General features: G+C 74.7%; 5 protein-coding genes. All 5 read left to right on the forward strand.

The window, feature by feature from the left end; translation table 11 throughout:
• Positions 1–14: 14 nt before the first annotated feature.
• From asnB to AC29IT_RS16315, 5 genes are read left to right on the forward strand one after another with little or no spacing between them, the layout of a single operon-like run.
• On the forward strand, positions 15–1,856 hold the full coding sequence (gene asnB / locus AC29IT_RS16295) for an asparagine synthase (glutamine-hydrolyzing) (RefSeq protein WP_488219261.1): 1,842 nt from the start codon (positions 15–17) through the stop codon (positions 1,854–1,856).
• Entirely contained in the window at positions 1,853–3,100 is a 1,248-nt protein-coding gene (locus tag AC29IT_RS16300) for a cytochrome P450 family protein (protein ID WP_488219262.1), read from the forward strand. Before asnB ends, AC29IT_RS16300 begins: the two co-directional genes overlap by 4 nt.
• Before the next feature lie 22 nt (positions 3,101–3,122).
• Positions 3,123–4,736, forward strand: coding sequence for a (2,3-dihydroxybenzoyl)adenylate synthase (locus tag AC29IT_RS16305; protein WP_488219263.1), 1,614 nt, complete (start codon positions 3,123–3,125; stop codon positions 4,734–4,736).
• Positions 4,733–5,905 carry a cytochrome P450 gene (locus AC29IT_RS16310; protein WP_488219264.1) on the forward strand — a complete coding sequence of 391 codons (1,173 nt, stop codon included), beginning with the start codon at positions 4,733–4,735 and terminating at the stop codon, positions 5,903–5,905. The genes AC29IT_RS16305 and AC29IT_RS16310 overlap by 4 nt, the downstream gene beginning before the upstream one ends.
• 17 nt (positions 5,906–5,922) lie before the next feature.
• A complete protein-coding gene (locus tag AC29IT_RS16315; RefSeq protein WP_488219265.1) occupies positions 5,923–12,465 on the forward strand; it encodes an amino acid adenylation domain-containing protein in 6,543 nt (2,180 codons plus the stop codon).
• Positions 12,466–12,585 lie beyond the last annotated feature (120 nt).

Consider the following 12,585-nt stretch of genomic DNA (forward strand, 5'->3'; position numbering starts at 1 on the left):
AAAGGAAGAAACCCATGTGCGGCATCACCGGCTGGGTCGCGTTCGACGACGACCTGCGGGCGCACCGCGAGGTCGTGGAGACCATGACCCGGACCCTCACCGACCGCGGACCCGACGACGGCGACGTGTGGGTGGACCGACCCGTCGCCCTCGGACACCGCAGGCTCGCCGTCATCGACCTGCCCGGCGGGCGCCAGCCGATGCGGGTGGAGACCCCGGGCGGGCCGGTGGTGCTGGTGTACTCCGGCGAGACCTACGACTTCACCGAGCTGCGCGACGAGCTCGAAGGCCGCGGCCACCGGTTCGCCACCGCGAGCGACACCGAAGTGGTGCTGCGCGGCTACCTGGAGTGGGGCGAGGCCGTCGCCGACCGCCTCAACGGCATGTACGCCTTCGCCATCTGGGACGGCAGGCACCAGCGCCTGGTGCTGGTGCGGGACCGGATGGGCGTGAAACCGCTGTACTACCACCGCACCCGCGACGGCGTGCTGTTCGGCTCCGAACCCAAGGCGGTGCTGGCGAATCCGGCGTTCCCGCGCCGCGTCGACACCGGCTGCCTGCGCGAGCTCGTCGGGTTCACCAAGGCACCCGGCTGGTCGCTGTGGAAGGACCTGCACGAGGTCGAACCGGGCACGGTGCTCACCGTCGACCGCGACGGGATGCGGCAGCGCACCTACTGGCGGCTGGAGACCGCGCCGCACACCGACGACGCGGAGACCACGGTCGCGCGGGTGCGCGAGCTGCTCGGCGACGTGGTGCCCCGCCAGCTGGTCTCGGACGTGCCGCAGTGCGTGCTGCTGTCCGGCGGCCTCGACTCCAGCGCGATCACCGCGCTCGCCGCCCGGCACCTGGCCGGGCAGGGACGGGCGGTGCGCTCCTACTCGGTGGACTTCGCGGGCTACGAGGAGAACTTCCGGCCCGACGAGTTCCGCGAGACCCCGGACTCCCCGTTCATCCGGGACGTCAGCGCGCACGTCGGTTCCCGGCACCGGGACGTGGTGCTCGACTCGACGCTGCTCGGCACCCCCGAGCTGCGGCGGGCGGTGGTGGCCGCGCGGGACATGCCGATCGGGCTCGGCGACATCGACAGCTCGATGTACCTGCTGTTCCAGGCGATCCGCGAGGAGTCCACCGTCGCGCTCTCCGGCGAGTTCGCCGACGAGCTGTTCGGCGGCTACGTCTGGTTCCACCACCCGGCCGCGCGCGACGCCGACACCTTCCCGTGGCTGGCGTTCCAGAACACCTACACCGCCGACCGCACCGGCCCGCTGCGCCCGGAACTGCGGCAGGCGCTGGACATCGGCGGCTACGTCGCCGACCAGTACGCGGACGCCGTCGCCCGCGTCGAGCACCTCGGCCACGAGGACGCCGCCGAACGCCGGATGCGCACCAGCAGTCACCTGCACATCACCCGGCTGGTGCGGGCGATGCTGGACCGCAAGGACCGGATGTCGATGGCCGTGGGCCTGGAGGTCCGCGTCCCGTTCGCCGACCACCGCCTCGTCGAGTACGTCTACAACGCGCCGTGGGCGCTGAAGACCCACGACGGCCGGGAGAAGGGCCTGCTGCGCGGCGCGGTCGCCGACCTGCTGCCGGAATCCGTGGTGCAGCGGGTGAAGAGCCCCTACCCGTCCACTCAGGACACCCGGTACGCGGTGGAGCTGCAGCGGCAGACCCGCGAGGTGCTCGCCGACCGGGACCACGCGGTGTTCGAGGTCTTCGACCGCGACTGGCTGCGCGGCACCGCCGACCGGGACCCGGCCACCGTCACCGGGGAAGTCCGAACCGGGCTCGAACGCGCCCTCGACTTCTACCACTGGGCCGACCTGTACCGGCCCGAACTGGAACTCGCATGACCACCACCGAACGCGGGAGGACCGCCATGACCGATGTCCTGGAACCGCTCGTGCTGGACGAGGACTTCGTGCAGCGCTCCCACGAAGTGACCGCCCGGCTGCGCGCGACGACGCCCGTGCGGTTCGTCGTGCTGCCCGGCGGCTTCCCGGTGTGGCTGATCACCGGCCACGCCGAGGCCCGCGCCGCCATGACCGATCCGCGGCTGAGCAGCCACCACGTCTACGACCGGCTCGAACGGATGCGGCTGGCCGCGGCGGGCGCGGGGGAGGACGCGGAGAGCCTGTTCGCCCCGGAACTCGCGCAGAACCTGCTCAACCTGGACCCGCCGGACCACACCCGGCTGCGCAAGCTCGTCTCCGCGGTGTTCACCACCCGCTCGGTGGCCCCGCTGCGACCGCGCATCGAGGAGATCACCGACGAGCTGCTGGACGCGATGGCCACCGCTGGCGAGGCGGAGCTGCTCGCCGACTACGCCTACCCGCTGCCGATCCGGGTGATCTGCGAGCTGCTCGGCATCCCGTTCGCCGACCGGGAGCGGTTCACCGAGTGGTCCCGCACCATGGTCGCCGCGGCCACACCGGCGGAGGTCGGGGCCGCGTCCAAGCTGATGGCCGGTTACCTCGGCGACCTCGTCGAGGCCAAGCGCGCCGACCCCGGCGAGGACCTGCTGTCCCGCCTGGTGCACGTCAGCGAGGACGGCGACCGGCTGTCCCGGGACGAGCTGATCTCCACCGCGGTGGTGCTGCTGACCGGCGGTTTCGAGACCACGGTGAACTTGATCAGCAGCGGGATGCTGGCGCTGCTGCGCCACCCGGACCAGCTGGCGCTGCTGCGCTCCCGGCCGGACCTGCTCGGCGGGGCGGTGGAGGAGTTCCTGCGCTACGAGACGCCGAACAACCTGTCCTCGCCGCGCTACGCCACCGAACCGGTGGAGCTCGGCGGCGTGCGGATCCCCGCCGGGCACTTCGTGATGGCCTCCTGGCTGTCGGCGAACCGCGAACCCCGCTTCGCCGACCCGGACCGCCTCGACGTCACCCGCAAACCGGGCGGGCACCTGGCGTTCGGCCACGGCATCCACTACTGCCTCGGCGCCCCGTTGGCCCGGCTGGAAGGCGAGATCGCCTTCGGCCGGTTGCTGGCGCGGTTCGCCGACATCGCGCTCGCCGTGCCCGAGGAGGAGCTGCGCTGGCGGTTCAGCACCGCCATGCACGGCCTGGAAACCCTGCCGCTGCTGCTGCGCTGACCCCGCTGGAGGAAGACAGATCATGGCCCCGCTCGAAGGAACCACCGGCTGGCCCGCCGAGTTCGCCGCCCGCTACCGCGACGCCGGCTACTGGACCGGGCGCACCCTCGGCGGCCTGCTGCGCGCCTCGGCGCGACGCGCGCCGGAGCACACCGCGCTCGTGGACGGCGACCGGCGCTGGAGCTACCGGGAGCTCGACGGCACCGCCGACCGGGTCGCCGCCGGGCTCCGCGCGCACGGCGTCGCACCGGGCGACCGCGTCCTGGTGCACCTGCCGAACATCGCCGAGTTCGCCGCGCTGCTGTTCGGCTGCGCCCGCGCCGGTGCGGTACCGGTGCTCGCGCTGCCCCCGCACCGGGAGACCGAACTGGTGCACCTGGCCGAGCTCGCGGGCGCCGTCGCCTACGCGATCCCCGCCGAGCACGGCGGGTTCGACCACCGCCCGCTCGCCGAGGCCGTCACCGCGGGCGCCCCGTCGGTGCGGCACGTGTTCGTCGTCGGCGGCGACCCGGGCCGGTTCACCCCGTTCGACGCGCTCACCGCCGCCGGACCCGGCGACCTCGCCGACGACGCCGCGCCGGAGGACGTCGCCGTGCTGCTGCTGTCCGGCGGCACCACCGGGCTGCCGAAGCTGATCCCGCGCACCCACGACGACTACGCCTACAACGCCGTCGCCAGCGCCGAGGTGTCCGGGCTGGGCGCGGAGTCGGTGTACCTGGCGGCGCTGCCCGCCGCGCACAACTTCGCCCTCGCCTGCCCCGGGATCATCGGCGCGTTCGCGGTGGGCGCGACCGTGGTGCTCAGCCCCGGCGGTGATCCGGAGACCGCCTTCCCGCTGATCGAGCGGGAGCGGGTGACGGTGGTGGCGCTGGTGCCGCCGCTGGTGCTGGTGTGGCTGGACGCGGCCGAGCTGTTCCGGCCGGACCTGTCCAGCCTGCGGCTGCTGCAGGCCGGTGGGTCGCGGCTCAAGGACGACCCCGCGCGCCGGGTGCGGCCGGTGCTGGGCTGCGCGCTGCAGCAGGTGTACGGCATGGCCGAGGGCCTGCTCAACTTCACCCGCCTCGACGACCCGGACGAGCTGGTCGTCGGCACCCAGGGCAGGCCGCTGGCCGCCGATGACGAGGTGCTGGTGTGCGACCAGGACGGGAACCCGGTCGCCGACGGCGAGGTCGGCGAGCTGCTGGTGCGCGGCCCGTACACGCTGCGCGGCTACTTCCGCGCCGAGGCGCACAACCGCCGCTCGTTCACCGCCGACGGCTTCTTCCGCACCGGCGACCTGGTGCGGCGGCGGCCCACCGGGCACCTCGTCGTGGCGGGACGCAGCAAGGAGGTGATCAACCGCGGCGGCGACAAGATCCCCGTCGAAGAGGTGGAGAACCACCTGCTGTCCCACCCGGCCGTGCACGACGTGGCGCTCGTCGGCTTCCCCGACGTGGTGATGGGGGAGCGCAGCTGCGCGTACGTGCTCGCCGCCGGCACACCACCCACCCGGCGCGACCTGGTCGAGCACCTGCAGCGGCTCGGCGTGGCCGCGTTCAAGCTGCCGGACCGGGTGCGCGTGCTGGAGTCCTTCCCGCGCACCGGGCTCGGCAAGGTCGACCGGCGGGCGCTGGCGGACGGGCAGGTGCGGTCGTGAGCGTCGAGACCTACCCGTTCAACGCGGCCGAGGGCCTCGGGCTCGCCCCCGCCTACCGGCACGCCCAGCGCACGCCGGGGCCGGTCCGGGTGCAGCTGCCGTTCGGCGAACCCGCCTGGCTGGTGACCCGCCACGACGAAGCCCGGTTCGTGTTCGCCGACCCGCGGTTCAGCCGCGCCATGGCGCAGGAGCGGGACTCACCGCGGACGACCCCGCACAACCCGGTCGGCATCGTGACCATGGACCCGCCGGAGCACACCCGGGTGCGGACCCTCGTCGCGAAGGCGTTCACCGCGCGCCGCGCCGAACGGCTGCGCCCGTGGATCCGGGAGTTGCTGCACCAGCGCATCGATGCGATGGCGGCACCTGCCGACCTCGTCGACGAGCTGGCGCTGCCGGTGCCGATCGCCGTCATCTGCGAGCTGCTCGGCGTCCCGGCGCGGGACCGGGACCGCTTCCAGGTGTGGAGCGACGCGGTGCTGTCCACCAACGGGCTGCCGCCGGAGCAGATCGTCGAACGCACCGGGGCGCTGCGGGCCTACACGGCCGAGCTGATCGCGGCCCGCCGCGCACGGCCCGCCGACGACCTGATGTCGGCGCTCGTCGAAGCGCGCGACGAGCAGGACCGGCTCTCCGACCTGGAGCTGGAGCAGCTGTGCATCGCGCTGCTCGTCGGCGGCTACGAGACCACCGCCTCGCAGCTGGCGAACTTCGCGCACCTGCTGCTGCAGCGGCCCGGCGCGCTCGCCGACCTGGCCACCGGGCCGGACCGGCAACGACGTGCCGCCGCATGGGTGGAGGAACTGCTGCGGTACGTGCCGATGGCCGCCGCCGCGGCGATGCCGCGCTACGCCCGCGAGGACGTGGCGGTCGGCGGCCAGGTGGTGCGCGCCGGGGAACCGGTGCTGGTGGCGATCGGTGCCGCCGACCGCGATCCCGGGCGCTACCCGGAACCCGACGTGCTCGACCCGGACCGCGATTCCCGCGGGCACCTGGCGTTCGGGCACGGCGTGCACCACTGCGTCGGCGCCGCCCTGGCGCGGATCGAACTGCAGGAGAGCGTGCTGGCGCTGGCGGAGCGGCTGCCCCGGCTCCGCCCGGCGGGCGAGGTGCGCTGGAAGACCGGGCTGTTCTTCCGCGGCCCGCAGACGTTGCCGGTGACCTGGTGAGGAAAGGGGCCACGACCGTGCCCGCACACGACCCGACCGATTTCGCGGCGTTCCGCGCCGAGGTGGCGGACCTGCTGGACCTGCCCGCCGACGGGATCTCCGCCGACGAGAACCTGATCGCGCTCGGCCTGGACTCGATCGCGATGATGCAGCTGGCCGCGGGCCTGCGCCGCCGCGGGTTCGCCGCGTCCTTCGGCGATCTGGCGGCCGAACCGACCTTGGCGGCCTGGCACGCGCTGCTGGACGGCGGCACCTCGCCGTCCGAAGTGGATTCTCCCGGCGCCGGGGAGGTTCCTGCTTCGGCCGATGTGGACGGATCGGAACCGTTCCCGCTGGCGCTGATGCAGCACGCCTACTGGATCGGCAGGCAGCCGGGCCAGCGCCTCGGCGGCGTCGCCGCGCACTTCTACGACGAGTTCGACGGCAGGGGCGTCGACCCGCGCCGGCTGGAGGACGCGGTGCGCGCCGTGCTGCGCAGGCACGGCATGCTGCGGGTGCGGATCCTCGACGACGGCACCCAGCAGATCCTGCCGACCAGCCCGTGGCCCGGGCTCACCACCCACGACCTCCGCTCGCTGTCCACTTCGGACGCCGAAGCGGAACTGGGGCTGATCCGCGCCGAACTCTCGCACCGCAGGCTCGACATCACCGCGGGCGAGGTGTTCGACGTGCGGCTGTCGCTGCTGCCCGGCGGGCGCACCCGGGTGCACGTCAACCTCGACATGATCGCCGCCGACGCGCTGAGCCTGCGGGTGCTGCTCGCCGACCTCGCCCGGCACTACCTCGGCGAGGGCGAACCCGAACCGCTGGCGTACGGCTACCCGCGCTACCTCGCCGACCGGGCCGCCCGCCGCAGCGCCGCCGACGCCGCCGCCGACCGGGAGCACTGGCGGGCCAGGCTGCCGGAACTGCCCGGCCAGCCCGAACTGCCCGCCGCGGGCGACTCCGCCGACGACGCCACCGTCGTGGTCCGCCGCCACCGGCTGCTCACCCCCGACGAAGTGGCCCGCTGGGAGACCGCGGCCCGCGGCCACGGGTTGACGCCCGCGATGGCCCTGGCCGCCGTGTTCGCCGAAACCCTCACCGCGTGGAGCGCGCAACCTCGCTTCCTGCTGAACCTGCCGCTGTTCGACCGCGAACCGCTGCACGCCGACGTGACCGGGCTGGTCGGCGACTTCACCTCCTCGGTGCTGCTGGAGTGGGACGGCGCCGTGCCCGGCACCTTCGCCGAGCGGGCCGCGCGGGTGCAGGAGCGGTTCCACGCCGACGCCGCGCACGCCGGGCACTCCGGCGTCGACGTGCTGCGCGACCTGTCCCGCGCCCGCGGCGAGCAGCAGCTCGCGCCCGTCGTCTACACCAGCGCGCTCGGCCTGGGCCCGCTGTTCCCCGACGCGGTGCGCCGCGCGTTCGGCGAGGCGTCCTGGATCATCTCGCAGGGCCCGCAGGTGTGGCTGGACGCGCAGGTCACCGAACTGGACGGCGGCCTGCTGGTCAACTGGGACGCCCGTGAGCACGCGTTCGCCCCCGGCGTGCTGGACGCCATGTTCACCGCCTACTCCGCCCTGCTGGACCGGCTGCTCGCGGACGACGCGGCGTGGACCGCCCCGCCGCCGGGGCTCGCTCCGGACGCGCAGCTCGTCGTCCGCGCACCGGGCGGGGACGCACCGGAACCGCGCCACCTGCACACCGGGTTCTTCCGGCGTGCCCACGAGGACCCGGGCGCGGTCGCGCTGCGCTGGGGCCGCGGCGGGGAGCTGAGCTACGGCGACCTGGCCGGGCGGGCGCTGACCCTCGCGGGCGCGTTGCGCGCCCGCGGGGCCGGGCCGGGTGAACTGGTCGCGATCTCGCTGCCGAAGGGTCCGGAGCAGGTCGTCGCCGCGCTCGGTGTCCTCGCCACCGGCGCCGCCTACCTGCCGCTGCCGGTGGACGACCCGCCCGCGCGCCGGGAACGGGTGCTCGCCGCGGCCGGGGCCCGGCTCGTGGTCGACGCGGACTTCCCGGTGCACGGCGCGGCACCGCTGCCCGCGCCCGTCGCGACCGCACCGCACGACCTGGCGTACGTGCTCTACACCTCCGGCTCCACCGGTGAGCCGAAGGGCGTGGAGGTCGCGCACGCCGCCGCGATGAACACCATCGACGACCTGGTGCAGCGGTTCGGCCTCGACGAACGCGACCGCACCCTCGCGGTGTCCCGCTTCGAGTTCGACCTGTCCGTGTTCGACGTCTTCGCGCCGCTGAACACCGGGGGCACCGTGGTGTGCGTGGAGCAGGACGCGCAGCGCGACGCGGCGAGCTGGCTGGAGTCGGTGCATCGCCACGGCGTCACGGTGCTCAACTGCGTGCCGACGCTGCTGGACATGCTGCTGACCGCCTGCGACGAGCGGCCGCTGCCGCTGCGCGCGGTGCTGCTCGGCGGCGACCGGGTCGGCACCGACCTGCCGGGGCGGCTGGCCGACCGCGCCCCCGGCTGCCGGTTCGCCGGGCTGGGCGGGACCACCGAGACCGCGATCCACTCCACGGTCCAGGAGGTCGCCGGCGGCGCGGTCCCGGACGGCTGGAGCTGCGTCCGCTACGGCCGTCCGCTGCGCGGCGTCCGCTGCCGCATCGTCGACGCGCTCGGCCGCGACTGCCCGGACCGGGTGCTGGGCGAGCTGTGGATCGGCGGGGCAGGCGTCGCGCGCGGTTACCGGAACGACCCGGAACGCACCGCCGACCGGTTCGTCGAGCACGCCGGAATCCGCTGGTACCGCACCGGGGACCGGGCCAGGTACGCGCCGGACGGCGGCATCGAGTTCCTCGGCCGCGCCGACCACCAGGTCAAGATCCGCGGGCACCGCGTCGAACTCGGCGAGGTCGAGGCGGCGCTGACCGCCGCGGACGGCGTGACCGGCGCGGTCGCGGTGCTCACCGGCGGCAGGCTCGGCGCCGCGGTCACCGGCACCGCCGACCCGGAGCGGGTGCGGGAGGCGTTGGCCGAACGGCTGCCCGCGCACATGCGGCCCGACCTGCTGGTGGTGCTGCCCGCGTTCCCGCTCACCGCCAACGGCAAGCTGGACCGGACCGCGATCGCCACCGCCGTCGCCGAGCGGGACACCGCGGCTCCGGAGTCGATCGACCCGCCGCGGGGGGCGGTGGAGGAGGCCGTGGCCGCGGCCTGGCGGGACGTGCTCGACGTCGCGGAGATCGGCCGCGAGCAGGATTTCTTCGCCCTCGGCGGGGACTCGCTGCTGGCGACCCGGCTCGTGGCGCGGCTGCGCGCCGACGGGTTCGGCGCCGCCGGGCTCGGGGCGCTGTTCGCGAGCCCGGTGCTCGCCGATTTCGCCGCCGCGGTGGGGAGGAACGCGGCGGGCCGAGCGGAATCCGCCGCGGTGGGCGGAGAATCCGCGATCACGGCGGGCGACAGCGGTGTGCCGGCGGGAGAACGCGCCGAATCCGCACCTGCCGTGCGCACCGATCCCGCGGCCCGCTTCGCACCGTTCCCGCCCACCGACGTGCAGCTCGCGTACTGGCTGGGCCGCGCGGACGGCTTCACCCTCGGCGGTGTCGGCTGCCACTTCTACCGCGAGTACGACGTCCCCGACCTGGACGTCCCCCGGCTGGAGGAGGCCGCGAACCGGCTCATCGCCCGGCACGAGATGCTGCGCGCCGTGTTCGACGAGCGCGGCGAGCAGCGCGTGCTCCCGTCGGTCGGCCGGTTCCGCATCGCCGTCACCGACGCGGGGGACGACCCGGAGGCGGCGTTCGCCGCGCTCCGGGACACCTGGTCGCACCACGTCTTCGACTCCGCGCACTGGCCGCTGTTCGGCATCGCCGCCTGCCGCGCCGGGGACCGCACCCGGCTGGCGATCGGGATGGACAACCTGGTGCTGGACGCGCTGAGCATCCTGCACTTCTACGCCGAGCTGGCCGCGCTGTACGCGGACCTCGACGCGGAACTGCCCCCGGTCGGCCTGTCGTTCCGGGACTACGTGCTCGGCGCCGACCCGGACCCGGCGGAGCTCGCCGCGGCCCGCGAGCACTGGGCGCGCGCCGCCCCGGAGCTGCCGCCCGCGCCGGAGCTCCCGCTGGCGGTGGACCCCGCGCAGGTCGTGCGGCCCCGGTTCACCCGGCGCGCGGCGACGATCGACGCCGCGGACTGGGCGGTGCTCGCCGCGCGGTCCGCCGAGCACGGCGTCACCCCGTCGGCGGTGCTGCTCACCGCGTTCGCCGAAGTGCTCGGGCAGTGGAGCGCCCGGCCCGACCTGACGCTGAACCTCACCCTGTTCGACCGCCGCGAAGTGCACCCCGACGTGCAGCGGGTCTTCGGCGACTTCACCTCGCTGCTGCTGGTCGCCTGCCGGCCGGAGGCCGCCGACAGCTGGCTGGACCGCACCCGCCGGGTGCAGGGCGAGCTGTGGCAGGCGCTGGACCACCGCAGCGTCTCGGCCGTCCAGGTGCTGCGCGAGCTGGCGAAGCGCACCGGCGCGGCCGAGGTCACGATGCCCGTGGTGTTCACCAGCGCGCTGGGCGTGTCCGCGGGCACCGAACCCGGGGCGCCGTTCGGCGAGCAGGTCTGGGGCATCACCCAGACCCCGCAGGTCTGGCTGGACCACCAGGTCGTCGAGCGCAGCACGCCCGACGGCACCTGCGTGGACCTGAACTGGGACGCGGTGGCGGAGCTGTTCCCGGCGGGCGTCCTGGACGAGATGTTCGCCGCCTACCTGCGGCTGCTGGCGCACTTGGTGCGGCAGTCATGGCGGAAGCCGGTCCCCGACCTGCTGCCCGCGACGCAGCGCGCGGCGCGGGACCTGGTCAACGACACCGCGGCGCCCGAACGGGACTCCCTGCTGCACGCCCCGTTCTTCCGCCGCGCCGCCGAAGACCCGGGCGCGGTGGCCGTGCTCGGCGACGACGGCGAGCTGTCCCGCGGTGCACTGGCCGGGCGCGCGCTGCGGATCGCCGCGCTGCTGCGGGAGCGCGGGATCGAACCCGGCGCGGCGGTGGCGATCGCGCTGCCCAAGGGCGCCGACCAGATCGCTGCGGCGCTGGGCGTGCTCGCCGCGGGCGCGCACTACGTGCCGATCGGCGTGGACCAGCCCGCGGTGCGCCGCGACCGCATCCTCGGCTCCGCGGGCGTGGCGCTCGCGCTCGTCGAGGACGGCGCGGACCTGCCGGTGCCCACCGCCACCGTCGCCGAAGCCGCGTCCCGCCCGGCCGCGGTACCGGTCGAGGTGTCCCCGGACGCGCTCGCCTACGTCATCTTCACCTCCGGCTCGACCGGGGAACCGAAAGGCGTGGAGATCAGCCACCGGGCGGCGGCGAACACCGTGGAGGACGTGGTCGAGCGCTTCGGGATCGGGGCGCGGGATCGGGTGCTGGCCGTGTCGGCGCTCGAGTTCGACCTGTCGGTGTTCGACCTGTTCGGGCTGCTCGGCGCCGGGGGAGCGGTGGTGGCCGTCGCCGAGGACGAGCGCCGCGCGCCGCGGCGCTGGGCCGAATCGGCGGCCCGGTACGGGGTGACGGTGTGGAACTCGGTGCCGATGCTGCTGGACGTGCTGCTCGACGCCGTCGACGGCGGTGCTCCGGTGCCCGCCGCGCTGCGGCTCGCGCTGCTGTCCGGGGACTGGGTGGGACTCGACCTGCCCGGCCGGCTGCGCGCCGCGGTACCGGCGGCCGAGCCGATCGCGCTCGGCGGCGCCACCGAGGCCGCCATCTGGTCCAACGCCTTCGAAGTGTCCGAAGTGGATCCGGCGTGGCGGTCGATCCCGTACGGATTCCCGTTGCGCAACCAGCGGTTCCGCGTCGTCGACGAGCTCGGGCGGGACCGGCCGGAGTGGGTGCCCGGCGAGCTGTGGATCGGCGGCACCGGCGTCGCGCGCGGCTACCGCGGCGCCCCGGAGCTCACCGCGGCGAAGTTCCTCGACGACGGGGAGTGGCGCTGGTACCGCACCGGGGACCTCGGCCGCTACCGGCCCGGAGGGCTGCTGGAGTTCCTGGGGCGCCGCGACGACCAGGTGAAGGTCCGCGGCTACCGGGTGGAACTCGGCGAGGTCGAATCCGTGGTGGCCGAGCACCCGGCCGTGTCCCGCGCCGTCGCGGCCACCGCGGGCGGCGGCGCGTCCCGGCGCGTCGTCGTCGCGGTGCTGCCCGGCGAGGCGGTGCCGGACCCGGCGGAGATCCGGGCCTGGTGCGCCGAGCGGCTGCCGGTGCACATGCTGCCGGACCAGGTGCTGCTGCTGGACGCGGTGCCGATGACGGCGAACGGCAAGCTGGACCGCACCCGGATCGCCGAGCTCGCGGCCGTCGACGACGACCTCGCCGGAGCACCGGAGGGCCCGGTGGAGGAAGCCGTCGCCGCGGCCTGGAGCGAGCTGCTGCGCACCCCGGTCACCAGCAGGGACGCCAACTTCTTCGGCCTCGGCGGGGACAGCGTGCAGGCGATCCGGTTCATCGAGCTGGCCCGCCGCGACCTGGACGTGGAACTGGAGCTGGCGCAGCTGTTCATCACCCCCACGGTCCGCTCGCTCGCCGAGCACGTCGCGGAGTTGGGTGCCGAGGAGGTCGTGGAAGGAGCGATCTGACCGCGCCGGAGCGGGGCCCGCGCACGCGCGCGCGGCCCCGTTCCGGTTGCGAAAGCGGTGAACCCGCCGCTCTTAGTCCTAAGTGGACTGACATGTTCGAGCTGTGCTCGCCGCCCGCGA

Source organism: Saccharopolyspora sp. MMCC62 (assembly GCF_057736575.1).

Excerpts from the sequence above, each read along its gene's own strand:
- asnB (WP_488219261.1), top strand. The coding sequence starts at position 15 with ATGTGCGGCATCACCGGCTGGGTCGCGTTCGACGACGACCTGCGGGCG.
- AC29IT_RS16305 (WP_488219263.1), top strand. The coding sequence starts at position 3,123 with ATGGCCCCGCTCGAAGGAACCACCGGCTGGCCCGCCGAGTTCGCCGCC.
- AC29IT_RS16300 (WP_488219262.1), top strand. The coding sequence starts at position 1,853 with ATGACCACCACCGAACGCGGGAGGACCGCCATGACCGATGTCCTGGAA.